General features: G+C 40.7%; 14 protein-coding genes. 3 read left to right on the top strand and 11 right to left on the bottom strand.

Going from position 1 to position 18,735, the window contains the following annotated elements:
• Positions 1-86: 86 nt before the first annotated feature.
• From H9X96_RS19580 to H9X96_RS19545, 8 genes are all read right to left on the bottom strand, one after another.
• On the bottom strand, positions 87-1,010 hold the full coding sequence (locus H9X96_RS19580; RefSeq protein WP_187667895.1) for a DUF4302 domain-containing protein: 924 nt from the start codon (positions 1,008-1,010) through the stop codon (positions 87-89).
• Positions 1,011-1,066: 56 nt separating this feature from the next.
• Entirely contained in the window at positions 1,067-1,957 is an 891-nt protein-coding gene (locus H9X96_RS19575; protein ID WP_187667894.1) for a substrate import-associated zinc metallohydrolase lipoprotein, read from the bottom strand.
• Between the two features lie 2 nt (positions 1,958-1,959).
• Complete coding sequence (locus tag H9X96_RS19570) at positions 1,960-3,462, bottom strand: RagB/SusD family nutrient uptake outer membrane protein (protein ID WP_187667893.1); 1,503 nt, start codon at positions 3,460-3,462, stop codon at positions 1,960-1,962.
• Positions 3,463-3,476: 14 nt separating this feature from the next.
• Positions 3,477-7,097 carry a SusC/RagA family TonB-linked outer membrane protein gene (locus H9X96_RS19565; RefSeq protein WP_222943935.1) on the bottom strand — a complete coding sequence of 1,207 codons (3,621 nt, stop codon included), beginning with the start codon at positions 7,095-7,097 and terminating at the stop codon, positions 3,477-3,479.
• 211 nt (positions 7,098-7,308) lie between these two features.
• A complete protein-coding gene (locus H9X96_RS19560) occupies positions 7,309-8,508 on the bottom strand; it encodes a FecR family protein (protein WP_187667892.1) in 1,200 nt (399 codons plus the stop codon).
• Between the two features lie 62 nt (positions 8,509-8,570).
• The gene (locus H9X96_RS19555) at positions 8,571-9,164 is read right to left on the bottom strand and encodes an RNA polymerase sigma factor (protein ID WP_187667891.1); all 594 of its coding nucleotides are present in this window, start codon (positions 9,162-9,164) and stop codon (positions 8,571-8,573) included.
• Between the two features lie 410 nt (positions 9,165-9,574).
• Positions 9,575-9,751 (bottom strand): hypothetical protein, encoded by a 177-nt coding sequence (locus tag H9X96_RS19550; protein WP_187667890.1) that lies wholly within the window; start codon positions 9,749-9,751, stop codon positions 9,575-9,577.
• 85 nt (positions 9,752-9,836) lie between these two features.
• On the bottom strand, positions 9,837-10,937 hold the full coding sequence (locus tag H9X96_RS19545) for a metallophosphoesterase (RefSeq protein WP_187667889.1): 1,101 nt from the start codon (positions 10,935-10,937) through the stop codon (positions 9,837-9,839).
• Between the two features lie 135 nt (positions 10,938-11,072).
• Here H9X96_RS19545 and H9X96_RS19540 point away from each other — a divergent pair, with 135 nt between their 5' ends.
• Both H9X96_RS19540 and H9X96_RS19535 read left to right on the top strand, forming a co-directional pair.
• Complete coding sequence (locus tag H9X96_RS19540; protein ID WP_187667888.1) at positions 11,073-13,538, top strand: outer membrane beta-barrel protein; 2,466 nt, start codon at positions 11,073-11,075, stop codon at positions 13,536-13,538.
• Between the two features lie 22 nt (positions 13,539-13,560).
• Positions 13,561-14,214: a hypothetical protein gene (locus tag H9X96_RS19535; protein ID WP_187667887.1), complete on the top strand. Its 654-nt coding sequence runs from the start codon at positions 13,561-13,563 to the stop codon at positions 14,212-14,214.
• A gap of 28 nt (positions 14,215-14,242) precedes the next feature.
• On the opposite strand, the gene H9X96_RS19530 is transcribed toward H9X96_RS19535, so the two are convergent.
• The 3 genes from H9X96_RS19530 to H9X96_RS19520 all read right to left on the bottom strand — a co-directional run bounded on the left by H9X96_RS19530 (position 14,243) and on the right by H9X96_RS19520 (position 17,244).
• The gene (locus H9X96_RS19530) at positions 14,243-14,617 is read right to left on the bottom strand and encodes a DUF779 domain-containing protein (RefSeq protein WP_187667886.1); all 375 of its coding nucleotides are present in this window, start codon (positions 14,615-14,617) and stop codon (positions 14,243-14,245) included.
• 11 nt (positions 14,618-14,628) lie between these two features.
• On the bottom strand, positions 14,629-15,663 hold the full coding sequence (gene adhP / locus H9X96_RS19525) for an alcohol dehydrogenase AdhP (protein ID WP_187667885.1): 1,035 nt from the start codon (positions 15,661-15,663) through the stop codon (positions 14,629-14,631).
• Positions 15,664-15,738: 75 nt separating this feature from the next.
• On the bottom strand, positions 15,739-17,244 hold the full coding sequence (locus H9X96_RS19520; protein ID WP_187667884.1) for an aldehyde dehydrogenase family protein: 1,506 nt from the start codon (positions 17,242-17,244) through the stop codon (positions 15,739-15,741).
• A 159-nt stretch (positions 17,245-17,403) separates the two neighbouring features.
• Here H9X96_RS19520 and H9X96_RS19515 point away from each other — a divergent pair, with 159 nt between their 5' ends.
• Positions 17,404-18,324 carry an AraC family transcriptional regulator gene (locus tag H9X96_RS19515; RefSeq protein WP_187667883.1) on the top strand — a complete coding sequence of 307 codons (921 nt, stop codon included), beginning with the start codon at positions 17,404-17,406 and terminating at the stop codon, positions 18,322-18,324.
• The last annotated feature ends 411 nt before the right edge of the window (positions 18,325-18,735 follow it).

The following is an 18,735-nucleotide window of genomic DNA, read 5'->3' as shown; positions in this document are numbered from 1 at the left end:
TGACAAAAAAAACAACCGCCCGTACTTTCAGGGGGGAGAAAATACAGACGGTGTTCCATTAGCTGTAGCTAATTTTTATTAGGGTATTAGAGGAATTTCGGATCAGAGGTTCCTGCGATTTCTGCAGTGATGTCATCAATTTTAGAAACGAACTTTTTACTGGCGGCATCCCATTGAAAGAAGTAAAAAGTCTTGCCTTCAAATTTAATTCCTGGCATGATGTAAATGCCTTTGGTTCCATAACCTAAACCTGCTCTTCTGGTCAATACTTTGGTTACCACTCCAGTAGTTGGATGGGTTGTTTTTGTATATAAAGCCACAGTTTTAGTACCGGTCTTCGTCAAAGTTAAGATAGAATCTTTTAGTTTCGTACCCTCACGTGAAGCACTGAACACATAACCTGGTGCTATAAAATCATTGGCCATAATTTTGGTAATTGTAGCATTCATATCTACCCAATCTTCTTTTGTTGCTCTTTCAAACCTGAGTTCTACATGCTTTCTGTTGGTTTGGAAAATCAGGTCTCCGTCGGCTCTGCCATAACTTAAAAACTCAAACTCTCCGCCTCTGGCTCTACCACCCATCCCTGGTTCTGCGAAAGAAGCATCTGCCAGGTCATGAAGGATGCTGTAAGTGCTGAATTCTAATTTCAGGGTAGATCCTAGTTTAAGCGCGTACTCGCTGGTCTCCAGTCTGGTTAGGTCTAAAGTAGACTTCATCTGTACATGTGTATCGTCAGTGAATTTGAATAAGAAAGAATAGCTTTTATTTGCGCCAGGTACCACTGATAGTACCTCAGTAGACATTGGGAAATAAACCAGCTTCCATCCTTCCGGTGAGGATTTTAAATCTGTGCGCAATTCCTGCTTGGCGGTTTCCAGTCTGATCGTCGAGCTTTCCTCGAATTTTTTATCATCTTTTTTACTGCAGGAGCCCATGAGGATGACTAATGCCATAGCCGTGGTAGTAAATTTTATTTTAGAAGTGGTCTTCATCTTTGTAAGTTTCATTTTCTATTAAACAATTTTTTGAGTGATGGTTCTTCCCGGTTTTCCGGGCTGCACAATTAAGGTCTACTCAAATAAGCGGCTCTTTTCTGCGCTGTTTTTTCCTGCAATTTATAGATGTCAATGCCATAAACTTTAGTGAAATAACTCACTACCAAGCCTTCTTTTCTTCTCAGGTCTTCTTTGGCTTTAGTAGCCGTAGTAGATCCCTCGAAATCCTCTATGCTATCGATATAATCGTCCCATTCCTGGCGGGTCATCGTTAACATAAATTTTACCATTTCAGCAAAATCTTCACCCACATTCATCCTTGCATAACTTGATACAAAGCCTTCCAGATTGGATTCCCAGTCTTCAAAATTCTGCCAGTTGGCGGTATAACCTGCAGGGGTAATCTGCTTATAGGCAGCCTCGTCAAAATTTCTGATCTGGTTCAAAATATGGGCGTACTCATGGTGAATTAAGCCACTGTAACCGTTATAGACACCTGGGGTTTTCAAACGCTGTGCGGTAATCTCATTGATGCTGAAAAGCGTAATGGTTTTTCCTCCTGAGGCTTGTCCCCATGCACCATTACCACCATTTGTGGTCAAGTCATCACCACCTCTGAAAATCAGTTCTCTTGGGGCAATCTTCTTTACAAAATCAGGACCTGCAATCTCCGAATAAGACTCAATCCAGGTGTTTTGAAGTAATTCCAGCAAAAGTCTTACTTTTTGCGGCTCAGGTGGGATGTTGTATCTTCCGAAGTCGCTCATGTCGCCTTCATCCCATTTGTATTTCACTTTGATGTTGTAAGGGCTGGTATAATTGCTGGTAATCCATTCGTCAAAAGCTGTTTTAACGGGATCACTAACGTCCAGCTGGCTTTGTTTAAGCAGCACTTCCTTTTTAGCGCAGGAAGTGAGGATGAATATATATAGGGCGAAAAAGGGAATTATTCTTTTCATGATTATCTGTTGTTAGGTTCTAAGCCAAATTCCAAAGCCACTTGTGGGATTTGAAGTTGTTTTCTTGGGTCATTTTTAGTCAATACAATATTTTGTAATCCGGTTAAAGTGTGGGTTACTTCCATATTGAACCTTCTATTGTCGAACCATCTCATGCCTTCAAAAGTGAATTCTCTTCTTTTGAGTTCCGCTACTGCCTGTACTAAACTCGCCTGGATATCTGAAGTGAATGGGTAAGATGGCGTCAGCAGGGTTTTTGCATTAGGGTAAGTCGTCAATATTCTGGCTTCTGTCAAGGGTCTAGTAGCAGGGTTATAACTCAGCAGTTTTTTAGTGTAAAGCAGGGTCAGATCTGCGAGGGCATTGGCATTGTCACCTTTCATGGCATAAGCTTCTGCACGGTTCATTAACACCTCATCGTAAGTCAGGGCCACATAAGCCATGTAATCATTTCCAACTCCAGCTTCAGCATTGGTATACACGAAATTGTTTCTGAATTTTCTGATCACAATATTTCCACCCACTTCATACTGCGAATAACCGTAAGCCCATGAAAGTCCTAATGGATTGGTGGTTGGAGGAAGAATCACCGTTTGTCCCAGTCTAAGCGTCAATGAGAAACGGTTGAAGATGCAAAAATACCAGTACTGACTGCAGTTACCACTAGCTACCATCACATTTGCAGGTTCTTCAGTAGAAGAATAAAGTGGCAGTACATTGTCAGGTCCAAGTGCTCTGTATTTTACGGCCCAGTCTCTTAGCAAGGTACTCGGGTTTTTCAGGATATCTGAAGAATACTGAATTACTTTATCCCAATTTCCTTTATACAGGTAAAATCTGGAAGCAAAAGCTTTGGCTGCCTCTGGAGAGAACTTAAATTTAGGGGCAGTTGAATTGGTTTGAATGAGTGCCATTCCTTCCAGCATATCTCTCTCTATCAGGTCGTATACTTCTTGAACCGAAGCACGTTTGTAACGTTTGAAAGGCTCATCTTCCACTTCCTCAACATAAGGAACACCAAGATCTGTTGCTGCAGTAGCAGGATTGTAGTGTTTAGCCCAAAGGTTAACCAGCATAAAATGGTAATAAGCTCTGATTAATAAAGCTTCTCCTTTTGAGGCGGCAATATCAGTTGCGCCTTGCAGTTTCTCGATGCTGGCCAGGGCCTGATTGGCTACCGCAATAGATTTATAACAAGCCAGCCAATAGCCGATCGGGCTGGATCCGTCCTCATCAATATCATTGGTTTTCCAGCGGTAAGAAAAATCGTTTACCTGATTGAATGCAGTCACTTTTCCACCATCTAAGACGTTGTCTGACATGGTTTCGGTGAAGGCGAAATGCGCAGGACCATCATAAGCGCCTGCCAATAATTTATCCACCTTTTCTTTAGAATTGATGGTCGTTCTGTTATCTGGCATTTCTGACAAATACTTTTTGCAGCCCGATCCGGTGATGCAAATCGCTAAGACAGCTAGTGTATATAGTAAGTTCTTATTTTTCATGATAATTTCAGGGATTAAATACCAATGTTCAAGGATAGGATGTATTGTTTAGAAACGGGTTGAGCTACCCCACCAACGTTATAAAATTCAGGATCTGCACCGTTAAGTTTTTTATCCGAATAGATTAACCATGGGTTGGTTGCAGCAAGACGCACAGAAACATTGTTCAAGCCAATTCTTCTCACTAAGGTTTCATTTAATTTATAAGATACGGCCACGTTTCTAAGGCGCAGGAAGGTACCATCAGCAACTTGTGCAGTTGAGAAATTGTAAGAGTTATAGGCTCTTGCCAGGTTTCCATCCTCTGCCAGTAAGCGCTGATCCGCAATTACAGGCACATTGGTACGCAGTTCATCACCGGCTAACAGCCATCTGTTGGCAAAGTCTTTTGTAGGGACAAAACCTTCAGTGTAACTAGAAGAGAAAATAGGTGTTTTACGGATTTTATTTCCTGTTGAACCGTATAAGAAGAAGCTGAATCCCCAGTTTTTGTATTTAAAGTTATTGGATAGACCCATGGTCATGTTTGGATCTACCGAACCTTCATTGATCAGGTAGCTCAACACGTTATTACGGTCTTGCATGTTCACATCACTTACTGTGATTAAGTCGCCCTGGGCATCTTTAACTTTGAATTGAGGTAATCCTTTATCATTTAATCCTACGAAATTCAAAGAGAATAGCGATCCTCTTGGGTAGCCAATGCTATTACCGCCATTTTGCTGAACCAGGTCAAATACAGAAGATCTTACTTCCAGCTGTGTGATTTTTTGTTTGAAATGGTCAAAGTTAAGGGTAGTCTGCCAGCTGAAATCACCATTGGTAATATTGGTGGTCTGGATGGCGACCTCTATACCTCTTGTGGTCATATCCGCATTATTTGCTGTTTTCAACAGCTCACCCCCGATACCGCTGGCCTGAAGATCATCGATCAAATCAAAAGATTTTTTCTGATAAACATCGGTGGATACCGTGATTCTATTGTTTAGGAAACCTAAGTCCAGACCAAGGTTGGCAGAATATTGTTTCTCCCAGGTCAGATACCTGTTGGCCAGTTCACTGATATTGATCACTGATTCTCTGTCTGCACCATTCACTCGGTTAATGCTGACGTTGTTTTTGTAAATGGTATAAGCATTCGTTGCAGGGCCGGTGTTTGCCGTTAAACCATAGGAAGCACGGAACTGTAAAGCGCTGAGGTCAATGGTTTTATTGAAATCCTGCATGAATTTTTCTGCATATAAGTCCCATTTACCACTCACAGTCCAGGTAGGTAACCATCTTGCAGATGAAGCCTCTCCCTGTCTGTTGGAACCATCATATCTTCCTGAAGCAGAAATTACATACTTGTCCAGGAATCCGTAAGTTGCCTTACCAAGGAAGGCCACAGAACGCTCTCTGAATGCTGGCACTTCGAAATAATTGATCCCTTCATGGAATGCTTTTTTCAAGATTGAAATGTCTGTGTAGGGTACATATCCGTCATCAAACTGCATCCCGAAACCAGTAAATGAACTTCCACCACGGTCAATGTAACGCATTTCCTGAGCAGCAAGAATGTCTAAATCATGTTTTCCATTAAATTTATCGTAGTAGTGTAGGGTGTTTCTCAGGTAATAATTGGTCAGGGAGTTGTCGTATTTGGAGTAAATACCACCGTTTGGAATGGCTACAGTTGGAATATAACCGACTACATCCGGATCTCTGTATAAGAACCTGTTATTTTCTCTGATTAAAGCAGTAGAAGCTGATCGGTAGGCGCCAACTCTGTTTGATTTTTCCAAAGCAAAAACTTCTCTTTCTGAGTTCACGAAACGTGCAGAACCAATTGAAGAGAAATCGATTTTATCGGTAATTTTGTATTTGAAATCTGCCTGGAATTGAAAATCTTTTACATTGATGTCCATGTAATTGTTCTCAATTTCATTCAGGATGTTAAAAGGAGCAAAGTTTTTGCGGTAATATTCCAGATTGCCATTTTCGTCATACGGTCTTAACACACGACTGGTAGATAAGGCGTAGCTGAACGGATTGATGTCGAAATCTCTGGTTACCGTACCGAAATAGGAGTCAGGAGAGGAGTTTAATGTTCCTGGCGCTTTTTGCTTTCTGATCGAACTTAAGGTCGATAAGGTCAGGTTCACTTTATCTGAAAAATAGAAGGTGTTTTTGAAGTTGATCGCCAGCTGATCTACTTTGTCCGCTTTTGTCCATCCTGGATCATTCAGGTAACCTACGGAAGCGTAGTAACCATTTTTAGCACCACCACCAGCAAAGGTAAGGGTATGGTTGTTCATCAGTGATGGTCTGAATAAGGTATTAAACCAGTCGGTATTGGCCATCTCATATTTCTGAAGGAAACGGTTCAGGTCCTGGTCTGTATTGCCCAATTGGAAGGTTTTCGTGATGGGGTCATAAGTGTTCATTTTGTCATAAGCCATTCCATAAACACCAGAATTACTTAGCCCAGCCAAATTGCTCTGGTTCAGGAATCCCTTAGATTTTAATTCCGTTAAAATACCCATGTTCTCATAAGAGTTCAGGATGTCAAACTGGTTGTAACTTGGGGTTTGACGCACAGAGAATTCTCCGGTGTAAGTCACAGAAGTAGGAGTATCTCTTCTTCCTTTTTTTGTGGTGATTACAATCACCCCATTCATAGCTCTTGCACCATATAGTGAGGTTGCAGAAGCATCTCTAAGGATGTCAATACTCTCAATGTCATTCGTGTTGATACCGGCTACGGTAGAACCGATTAAGGTTTCCGCATTTCCTGAAGTCAGGTCATTTGTAGTTTGTTCTACAATATCTTCCCTTACTACCCCGTCAATCACCCATAATGGTGCAGTCTGACCTTTGATCGAGGAACCACCCCTGATGCTGATCTTTGGTGCAGTACCAAAAGTACCCGAGATATTCTGAACGTTTACCCCGGCAGCACGACCTTGAAGCATGCCGGTAATGTCTGTAGCTCCGTCCAGTTTGATCTGATCCATTTTTAAGGTCTGTGTAGCACCTGTAAATAGCTTGCGTTTAATGGTTTCCATACCGGTAACGACTACGCCAGATAAAAGATTTTCATCTTCTTTCAGCGTTACATTCATTACTGTTTGGCTGCCTACTGCTTTAGCTTGGGTCATGTAGCCGATATAGCTGAAGATCAAGGTGGAACCCTGGTTTTCCAGTTTAATCGAATATGCTCCTTTGGCATTGGTACGGACTACGTTTTTAGTATCTTTTTCCGTTACACTGGCTCCAACTAATGGACCGGTTGCGTCGGATACCTTACCTGTAATCACTTGCTGCTGAGCACGAATTAGGAAAGCCTGTTCCGCTTTTGGCGACAAAGGATTGATCAGAATGATATTGCCTTCAATTTCAAATTGAAAAGGCTGATTGCTCATCGCCTGATAAAGTGTTTCATTAATAGTAGCGTCTTTTACTGAAATACTTACCGGTCTTGATTTTTGCAAGAGGTCTGTGTTGTATACCAGTTTGTAGCCACTTTGTTTTCTGATTTCCTGTAATACTTCTCTTAGTGGTGTATTTTTTACCGATAAGGTTATCTTTTGAGAGAAAGTTTTAGCTGAAATCTGCAGACTGGCAATGACCATTAAAAATGCTGTCAATTTCATGGTTAGTGAAAGTTTGGTGGTTAGGTTTTTCGCAAGGATTATATTCTGCCTTAGGCAGAGCAATAGCTTGCGCTGAACATTTAAATTCATAGATTTGTTTAGTTGTAAGGTAATTGGTTAATTAATTGTTTTCGGTTGCCTGAATCATCGCCGGTTGCATTGCAGTGCAATCGGCTTTTTTCTTTAGTAGACTTTTACATAAGCATTGGTTTTAGTGGTTTATTTTGATGGTGTTATTTATAATTTGAAATTTGAGATTCCCTGTTTTTTCTAACATTTGAAGCACTTTTAAGAGCGTTTCATTGCGGGATACCAGGATGTTAAATCGGGTGTTCGGAATGTCATTGTAGTCGACTTCTACATTGTACCATCTGGCGAATTGCTTTAGAATTTCTTTTAAATGCACATCCTCAAATAGGAAATTACCATTCTTCCAGGCACGGGCACTTTCTGGATTTACTTTCAGGACAGAGAGCTCATGATCGGAGTTCAGGATAGACTGCTCACCAGGGCTAAGTGTTTTGCTGTTATTGCTTGTTTTGCCACTCACATTGACTATTCCAGACATTAAGGTGGTTTTTATCAATTGGTCGTCTTCGTAAGCACTGATGTTGAACTCAGTACCTAATACCTGAACGACTTGTTTGGAAGTTTCTACAAAAAATGGCAGGCGTTTTCCATCTACAGTTACTTTCTCAACTTCAAAATACCCTTCTCCACTTAAAGAGACACGTCGCTCATTTTTTGCGAATTTCAAAGGATACCTTAAGGAAGAAGAGGTATTTAGCCATACCCGGGTGCCGTCTGGAAGTAAGACTTCATATTTCGCACCTTTAGGCGTTCTCAATTCATTATAAGCAGGGGCTTCAGAGGACACGTTTTTGCTGTCTACTTCATAAACAAGCAGGCCATCTTTGGTTTTGCTGATGGTGATTCCTTCTTGATTCAGCACGGTATCGCTGTCGTTAGCAGTCAATGCAATCGTAGAACCGTCTTCCAGTACAAGGGTAGCTTTACTGCTGCCCGGCTGTACATCATGAACCACTGCTACGGCATCATTGATGATGCCTTTTTGATGCTCCTGGAAAAATAGGTAAACTATGCCCAGCATTAAACCGGTCATCGCTGCTGCAACCAGATATTTTTTATAACGGTATAGGAAGAATTTGTTGGTTTCTTTTTCAGGGAAGAGCTTGTTTTTCAGGTATTGGTCTGTTTGCTGAAATACGGCAATCACCTCTGGCTGTGATTCGAAATCATCGGGTGCTGCTTTAGCTAGCTCCTCCAGAATCAACGATTTTAATTCTGGATCTTCCTGGATTTTGCCAAAATGGTTGAGCAATGCTTTCACTTCTTCAGGACTGCATTGATTACTTAAGTAAAGTTTAAATAGCTGAGAGACTGGTTTCATTGTATTCCTCTTTTAAGGTAATACGCTTGAAAAAAGAAAAGCAACTACTCCATTTGTTATTTTTAGTAAAAAAATGTTAAATAAGTCATAAACAGTATAAAATCTATATTTGAAAGGTTCTTTTTAAGGATGCTCGTAGCCTTAACAATGTGGTTATTTACGGTAGCAGGGGAGATATTTAACAGCAGACCTACTTCATTGTAACTTTTGCCATCAATTTTACAAAGTTTAAAAACGGTACGGCATTTAGGAGGCAATTGCTCGATCTGCTGTTCGAGCAGGTTAAAGTTTTCTTTCAGGTGAAAGGCTTCTTCAATGGGGTTGTATTCCTCTCCGATGGTCAAGGCCATCAGCTGTTCTTCCAGTTTTTTATCACGGCTCGCTCTTCTGAAAAAATCGTAGACTTTATTCTGAGCAATACGGAAAATATAATGTTCAATAGGTTGTTTGGGATTGATGTAATCCCTGTTGTGCCAAATGGTCACAAAGGTTTCCTGAAGGAGGTCGGAAGCCAACTCCGAAGACTTGACCATTTTTAAAATATTCGCATAAATGCGGCCCCTATATTTCTTATAAAAGAAATCAAAAGCACTACTGTCTCCAGTTTTTAATCGAACAAGCATTTCCTCATCTACAATCAACTTACTTTTCTCCATATTATGAGTGTAATTCTAGTTCAGTTATACTTTTTATTGTTTTTGTATGTTATGATTTTCTTGTGTTTTATTAGAGAAATGGCTGCATATTGCCCATTTCTCCCCATTAAAGGATGTTTTATTTGTTTTTTTACTATTATTCTGATCTAGAATTAGTCGAAATTTTGAGTCAAATTAAGAATTTTAAAACAATAGATTGGAAAATAAAAGAATTATATTTTTATTGATTTAATAACACAGGATTTAAAAATGATTTTTTTTAACTGTTTTTAAGGGAATGGAGTAGGAATTTGGCTTTTCATTTTGCATCCAAAAATCAGGAAAGAAATCCTGACAAAAAAAGCAGCCCTTGTAGAGTTTTCTACAAGGGCTGTGTTGTTTTTAATTTCTTAGAGAAGGTTTAAGGGATATTATTTATGCGTTCTCTTTCTATCGTTGTCTTTGTTGGAAGTCTGATCAGATCGTTGTCCACCGCCATTGGTGATACCTACTTTTTTTTTGTCGTCTTTAACATTATGGTGAATGCGATCTGAGGTCGGATTCCCTTGGCTTGCGCCAGTGTTTTTGGGATGCTGTTCTTTGTTCATGATGATTCCTTTCTATTGTTGTATTTTAAAAACAAGTGCTGGCACATTTAGTTTTTATTAAAATCTTAGCCCCAGGGTAGCCTCCTTATTTTAATTCAGCTGGATCTAACAAATTGACTAGCTCCGTCTCTTCGAGTACAAAACGTTTGGCACCTTGATTTTTAATAAATTTCCATTTGATCAGTCGGATCTTTCCATCCCCGATCTCTATTCCGGTGATGTCACCATCATTAAAACAACAGCAGCCAGTATTGAAATACGTATTCTTAGAATAGGTTTGCCGCGGACTGGTATCACCGCTAATCTTTCCGGCAATCAATTCCGCCTCTAGTTTTTGAACAAGGTCCTGCTGCCCATTTTTTCTGGCTTCATCCAATCGGATGTAAGTTCTTTCCAGGTGGCTGAGGGAGTTAAATACCGGCTGATGCGTATGCCCGGTGATTAAGGCCATGTTATTTTGCAGGGCAGTCCAGTCGTACATGATCGCATTGTGCGCAGATTTTAAATGGTTGTCGAAGGCAGGTGTATTCGGATTAATGCGGAGATAGGCCTGGAAAGGAGCCCATACATTAGAGACAAACCACTTGCTGAACCAATTGCCGTCACTTTGCAGGTCGCCCTGATGGCCATGGGTTAAAAAGATCATCAGCATTCTGGATCCCAGCCGAATGCGCAGTACCATGCCCTCATGAATTTTTACTTTGCTGCCATATATTTTTTCCAGATGGTATCCGGCCAAAGGGTCATTGTCCCAGTATAAATCATGATTTCCAAAGATCTTAAAGAAAGCCTCTCGTTTTAAAAACTGAGCCTCCTGTTCAAAAGTAGCTTTGTTGTGTTTAAGGACACTCCATACCGGGTATTTCCAGAACTCTTCACTATCTCCTAAGCTGCAGAATAGAAATTGCTCCTCATTGTAATATTGTAATGCAGCGAGGTAGTTTTTTTCCGATAAGGCGAAATCATCACCAGGATTACGGTTCCCTTTGTGCTGATCTGAAAATATGATGAGCTGCTGGTCTGAATGGAAATCAAGAATTAAACCCTGCTTCCCCTGGTCATTCAAAATGTGCTTAAATAAAGCGCTGAGAGCCTCATGCACGCGTTTAGGCGCTGGTCTGGAACTGTATCTGTTAGCCAGCTTAATGATCCGTTCTGTGAGTAGCTTCTGTAAAAATACGCGCATGTTTGTGAAATATTTTCAATTTTATGTAACCTTCAGTCGATTAGATACATCTTATACCTAGAAAACACCATCACCAAAACCATTCACCTTACCTGATGATATGCTTAAAAGCGTAGGTGGAATAACTATGTCTATATGAAAACGAAAATATACCACTTCTTTCCCTTGTTGTTCAGTCTTTTGTTATTTATTTTCAGTGGAGCACAAGCACAAAATGCAGTTGTCATTTCGGGAGAGATCTCAGGGAAAGTCCTTGATGAATCACAAAAAGCATTTCCTTATGCCAGTATCAGTTTATTGAATGCCAAAGACTCCAGTTCCCTGCGGGGAACTTTAACTAACGACAATGGAAACTATGAGTTTAAAAATATTCATCCCGGTAAATACCTGGTTTCAGTTGATGTGGTAGGTTACCGGAAAATAGTAAAAGGCCCTTATCAGATTGGAGCAGATCAGCGTTTACATACCGTAGGACAGGTTCAAATGGTGGTTGACGCACAGCAGCTGACAGGGGTCAATATTGTGAAACAAAAACCATTAATAGAAAGACAAATCGATAAAACAGTCCTGAACATAGAAAACAGTATCCTGGCGACAGGCAATACTGCCTTAGAGATTTTACAGAAATCTCCAGGCGTGACGGTAGATAAGGATGGAAAAATTGCCTTGAGGGGGAAACAAGGGGTTACGGTGATGTTAGACGGGAAACCGACCTACCTTTCTGCTGAGCAGCTGGCTAATTTACTGCGTTCCACAGAAGGTAGTGCCATTCAGTCCATTGAATTAATTACCAATCCTTCCGCTAAATACGATGCTGCCGGTAACTCAGGAATCATCAATATTAAACTAAAGAAAAACCGTAATTATGGTACGAATGGCTCTTTGTCGGCAGGAGTTGGTTATGGCACAAATTATAAATTTAATACTGGCCTCAACCTGAACCATAGAGAGAAAAAGTTCAATGTTTTTGGAAATGTAGATTTCGGGCTGAACAATCGTTTTCAGGAAACTGACATTAGGAGGGTCAACAATACGGCTACCGATCAGACTTATTTTGACCAGACTGGCCATACCGACGCCAGACGCAGAAACCGGAACTTTAAAGCAGGAATGGACTATTTTATCAACGACAATCATACCATCGGTTTTTTTGTAAATGGTTACCATAGCAACAGAAAATCTAATGCCCATGTACTGACTTTAATAGGCGATCAGCCAGGTAAGACGGATTCTTCGGTAGTGGCGCCAAATACCAGCATTGGAAAGTATACTGGAATTACCTATAATTTAAACTATAAGGGAACATTGGATACCTTGGGGCAGGAGATCAGTATGGATGTTGATTATTCCCGTTACAACGGCGATGAAGACAATATTTTCAACAATCAATTTAAGAATGCGAATGGAACGCCTTTAAAACCATCTTATATTTTTAGAAATTCGACTCCTTCGCTGGTGAAAATATGGGGAGCGAAAGTGGATTATACCTATCCGATCAATAAAACGATAAAGTTAGATCTGGGGGCAAAATCCAGCTTTGTGAGTACAGACAATAGCTTCCTTTTTGAGAACTTTGTTCAGGATCAATGGCAGACTGATGGGGTAAAAAGTAATCAGTTCCTATACGATGAGAACATCAATGCGGCCTATGCCAATTTTAAAACTAAATTTAAGAACACCACGATTCAGCTGGGCTTAAGGGCGGAGCAAACCAATTCTAAAGGCAATTCGATCACGGAAAAGAAGGTAGTGAAAAGAGATTATCTCAATTTATTTCCCAGCGTATTTATCAACCATGAACTGTCAAAAGACCATGAAGTAGGGCTGTCTTATAGCCGCAGGATCGATCGCCCGGACTACAGTTCTTTAAATCCATTTATTGATTACCTGGATTTATATTCTTACAGACAAGGGAATCCTTTCTTAAAGCCACAGTTCACCAATTCATTTGAGTTCTCTTATTCCTTCAAAAAGACCTTAAATGCGACCATCGGCTATAGCCATACCAGTGATGTGATGACAGATGTATTACTCACCGATACCGCAAGAAAAACGATTTTTATCTCCGTACAAAATCTGGCTAAACAAGATTCTTATAACCTGAATCTGAGCTATCCGGTTGCCATTACAGAATGGTGGAGCACAAACAATAATTTAACTACCTATTACAACCGTTTTCAAACTCCTGATATTTTGGGAAACCCTTATAAAAGCGGTCGATTGGCTTATAATCTGAATACGACACAAACGCTGATCTTAAATCCGACTACAAAATTTGAATGGTCCGGTTATTTACAGTCGAAACAAGTCTATGGAACGCTGTTGATTGCGGCGCAGTATGGAATAGATCTGGGCGCGAGTAAGTCCTTTATGGACAATAAGCTGAATATTAAATTCGCGGCCAATGATGTGTTTAAATTACAAAAGAGCAAGATTACCAGTGCTTTGGCTGATCAAAATTATGTAGTGAATGAAAGATGGGAAAGTCAGGTATTTCGCCTAACTTGTACCTATCGTTTCGGAAGTAAAGATGTTAAGGGGGCCCGTCAGCGCTCAAGTAGTTCCGAAACAGAGGGGAGACGGGTAAAATCCGGCCGTTAAGGCCATATAAAATGATGGGTATATGATGTATACTTCTGAAAGAGATTATCATTCAACAAAATTGATTAAAAGGGGAGAGAAGGAATTGGATAGTTCCTTTTCCAAATTTGCAGACTGGGTTCTAGAAGAGTTTGGATGGCGGCCTATCAATATTATTTACGATAAAATTGATCCGAATGATCGGCCTAAACTTAGCCTGATTTTTGAACTTCAGGGACAGGCCTCAGTTTTTCATGATGGCAGTGGTTATGATGAAAAAAAGAGAAAGGCTGTTGTTGATAAGTTTAAGACTTTTGCCAATGAAAACAGTGGTGTTTCCGATAATTCGGACATCTGGGTGATTTTTCAGGAGTTTGAACCGGCGGAGCAGGCTGCTTGTAATGAGGGGATTCCTAAAGAAGAAGTAGAGGCTTTTAAAGTAAAGTATGCGGATCAAAGCCTTTGGGAGATTTCCCGATTTGGTGCCTATACCACCTTTTTCTTTTTAACCAAAGAGCAGATGCTGCAGAGTAAAGACAGCGGACTTCAGTCGGAAATCAGAGCCGAATACCTGAAACTGCTGAAACCTTATGATGAGTTTAATTATTTCAATCTGGAGAACTTACCGATTGTATTTGATAATAAAGAAAACTTTGATGAGCATTACCAGGGAAGCTGGCATCAGTTTTACAAATAGAAAACTAAAGAAGGTGATACCTGCGGTACTAATCCGCAGGTATCACCGGTTCCAGGTCTTTCAATTCTTCTTCGCTAAATAACCTGGAATGGATTAAAAAGCCCATGTCCAGGGTGGATTCAAGAGAAAAGCTTGCTGCTCTTCCAGGGATGACATCCAGTATCAGCTTCGTATGTTTCCAATACTCGAACTGATCTCCGGCCATGTAAAATTTACAGCCTTCAATTTCGCCAATGCAAACATCATTGGAGCCGACAAGAAAACCCCCTTTCTCAAAACAATGGGGATAGGAGCCTTCGCAGCATCCCCCGCTTTGGTGAAACATGAGTTCTCCGTATTCTGCCTTTAATTTTGCAATGACGTCTTTGGCTGCTGCTGTTGCCTCAATTCTCTTGATTCCCATTTTCTTATGATTTATTGATCCGCAATCTGTAAGACGATCCTTCCATCGATCTTTCCTGCTTTCATCTGATCGAAAACTTCGTTGATGTCTTCTAGTTTTGCAGCAGTTACTGTTGCTTTTACTTTTCCTTCTGCGGCAAATTCGATGGCTTCCTGTAAATCTTTTCGGGTACCTACAATGGAGCCACGGATGGTGATCCTGTTCAATACAGTATCGAAAATAGAAAGGTCGAAATTTCCCGGAGGAAGTCCGTTTAAAGCCATGGTTCCTTTTCGTCTCAGCGTTTCCAATCCCTGTTTAAAGGCAATTGGAGAAACAGCAGTAACCAATGCACCATGCATTCCGCCAGTTTCTTTCTTCAGGAATTCTCCTGGATTCTGTTTCATGGCATTTACTACTAAATCTGCGCCAAGTTTTGTGGCCAGCTCCAGCTTATCATCGGCAATATCAATTGCGGCCACATGCATGCCCATTGCTTTCGCATACTGGACGGCAACATGACCCAATCCACCAATTCCAGAAATAGCGACCCATTCCCCAGGTTTTACTTCTGTTTCTTTTAATCCTTTATAGACGGTTACCCCTGCACATAAAATTGGCGCCATTTCCAGTAAATTGGAATTCGCAGGTAAATGTCCTACATAGCGGGCATCAGCAATTACGTACTCCGCAAAACTACCGTCTACACTGTAACCGCCATTCTGCTGGCTTTCACATAAGGTTTCCCATCCGGTAATGCAGTGGTCGCATCCGCCGCAGGCACTGTAAAGCCAGGGTACGCCTACCAGGTCGCCTTCTTTAACATTATTCACCTCAGGGCCAAGGGCTACTACATAACCTACGCCCTCATGGCCAGGAATTAAAGGCATTTTCGGTTTTACCGGCCAATCTCCAGATACGGCATGTAAATCTGTATGGCATACGCCACTGGCAATTACTTTCACCAGAATCTGATTTCTGCCTGGTCTTTTAACTTCTACTTCTTCAATCTGCAATGGTTTTCCGAATTCAGAAATCACTGCGGCTTTCATGGTTTTAGGGAGCATAATATGGGGGAATAAATGAGAATAAAAAAAAAATCCCGGAAAACTTCGTGCTGTCCGGGATTGAATCATCAACTATTAAAAGAATCCTAATTTGTTTTTATCGTAAGAGATCAGCATATTTTTGGTGCTGCGGTAATGATCCAGCATCATTTTATGGTTTTCTCTTCCGAAGCCTGATTTTTTATAACCTCCGAAAGGGGCATGTGCAGGGTAGGCATGGTACTGGTTTACCCAGATTCTTCCTGCCTGAATCGCGCGTGGCACCTGATATAATTCATGCGCATCACGGGTCCAGACGCCTGCGCCCAATCCGTATAAGGTGTCGTTTGCAATTTCTATCGCTTCTTCTACTGTTTTAAATGTGGTCACACAAAGCACAGGGCCAAAAATCTCTTCCTGGAAAATGCGCATTTTATTGTGTCCTTTTAAAATGGTAGGCTCGATGTAATAACCAGTTTCTAATTCTCCTTCCAGCTTATTCGCTGTACCGCCAATCAGCAGTTCTGCACCTTCTTCTTTACCAATGTTCAGGTAAGAAAGGATCTTTTGATACTGCTCATTTGAAGTCTGTGCGCCCATCATACTGGTTTTATCCAATGGATGGCTGATCTTGATCGCTTTGGTACGCTCAATCACTCGGGCGATAAATTTGTCGTAAATGCTTTCCTGAATCAGCAGGCGCGATGGACAGGTACAGATCTCTCCCTGGTTTAAAGCAAACATCACAGCACCTTCTACCGCTTTATCAAAAAAGGCATCGTCTTTATCTGCGACCGATTCAAAGAAGATGTTCGGCGATTTCCCACCCAGTTCCATTGTAGAAGGGATGATGTTTTCTGCCGCATACTGCATGATTAAACGGCCGGAAGTAGTACTGCCGGTAAAAGCAACTTTCGAGATTCTCGATGAGGTAGCCAATGGTTTACCCACTTCAATCCCGTATCCGTTCACAATATTTAGTACACCCGGAGGCAGAATGTCACCAATTAGTTCCATCAGAATGATGATAGAAACCGGGGTTTGTTCAGCAGGTTTCACTACCGTACAACAACCTGCAGCCAGTGCCGGCGCGATTTTCCAGGTCGCCATTAATAACGGGAAGTTCCATGGAATGATCTGGGCAACTACTCCGATTGGCTCATGAAGGGCAATACTTACGGTATGCTCGTCATGTTCTGCAATCGAACCTTCATCAGCTCTGATCACTCCGGCAAAATACCTGAAATGGTCTACTACCAAAGGTAGATCTGCGGCTAGTGTTTCCCGGATCGCTTTTCCATTGTCTATGGTTTCTACGGTAGCGAGGTATTCTAAATTATCTTCGATTTTTTGTGCAACCTTTAATAAGATATTGCTTCTATACGTTGCCGAACTTTTGCTCCAGGTTTTGAAAGCCTCATGCGCTGCATCCAATGCCAGTTCTACGTCTTCTTTACTCGACCTGGCAGCCTTTGTAAAGACTTTTCCATCTATCGGAGAGATGTTGTCAAAATAAACGCCTTTGACAGGAGCTACAAATTTGCCGCCAATGAAATTGTCGTAATGCGATTTAAATGACGGTCTTTTTACTAGATTTTCCATGAATATATCGTCTTTTTAATGATTTTTAAAGTAAATTGAACTTGAAAGGGCAAGCACCCGCTATTACAAACCTAGGGCAATAGCGCGGGCAGAGGTAGGAGAATCGTTTCATGTTATAGCACTATGGTCTCATTGTATTAACCAAATTATATTTTTGACATGCAGCACAAATTAAATCCATTCGGACTCAGCAGAGCAGAAAGTTTAAAGACACTTGTAGAAAATAGAACCGCATACACCTTGAAGAACTGCGAGTTAAATGTCTTTGAGACCTATACAGAATCTTATCATGTGCCCCTTGTATTTAATGATTTGGTGATCACCAGTATGTTGAGGGGCAAGAAGGTGATGCACTTGTCTGGAAAATCTGAATTTGATTATTATCCCGGACAAACCGTAATTGTGCCGCCAGCATTGTGCATGAACATCGATTTCCCCGAAGCAACAAATGAAAATCCAACGCAATGTATTGCATTGGCGATTGATCCCGATCAGATCAAAAAAACAATCACTTACCTCAATGAATTTTATCCTAAGCAAGCTGGAGCAAGTTTATGGCATTTGAATTTTGAAGAATGTCATTTTCAGAACAGCGAAGATATTGCAGGCTTGATTAATAAAGTGGTCAGAATTTGCTCAGAACGCTCTGGAGCCACTGATATTCTGGCTGATTTAACTTTAAAAGAATTGCTGGTACGTATCATGCAAAAACAGCATTTGAAAATTCTGGGAGCAGATGCATCGGAGCAGAACCGCAATCCATTGGCTTATGTACTCTATTATATCAAAACCAATCTGAATGAAAAAATCAATATCAATAGTTTGTCGGATAAGGCATGTATGAGTAAAGCCACGTTTTATCGCTTATTTAAGCGCGAACTTGGATTAAGCCCTAATGAATTTATCCTTTCTGAGAAAATTGCAAAAGCAAAGCAGTTGTTGAGTAATCCGAAAGCGAAAGTAGCGGCCGTTAGTTATGAGCTTGGGTTTAGTGACGCAAATTATTTTATACGGGCATTTAAAAAGCTAGTGGGCATGACACCAGGTCATTACCAGCTCCAGGTAAATGCCGGTTTTTAATCGTTTCAGGGAATTTTGATGACGTTTTAAGAAGTTTTTGATCGATTTTTATAGTTTTTAGTAATATAATGAATGAATTGAATGGAGAGAATTAGCTGATTATTAGCTATTTTTAGTTAAATCTCCCTTAATAGAGACGCTCATCATAATTATTTTATGAAAAGCTGAAGGTCATCCTTCAGCTTTTTTTGTTTGCGCTTAGAGAGGGAATGCCCTTTACTGGAATAAGTTGCTGAAATACCAAATAAACCAAATGTAAGATGAAGGAAGTCTGATGAGGTATGGTATCATCAATTTCTTGGCGATTTTTAGAAATCAGTGTTTAAAGAAAATGGAGATTACGGTAAAAAAAAGGGTAACAATATGATACTGTTTTAAGTATAATGAATCGCTTTTTTTAAGTTTGAATGT

The organism is Pedobacter sp. N36a (assembly GCF_014472395.1).
In the GTDB taxonomy this organism is placed as follows: Bacteria; Bacteroidota; Bacteroidia; order Sphingobacteriales; family Sphingobacteriaceae; genus Pedobacter.
The sequence above is the reverse complement of the archived record's forward strand: the minus strand, read 5'-3'. Positions and strand labels throughout refer to the sequence as shown.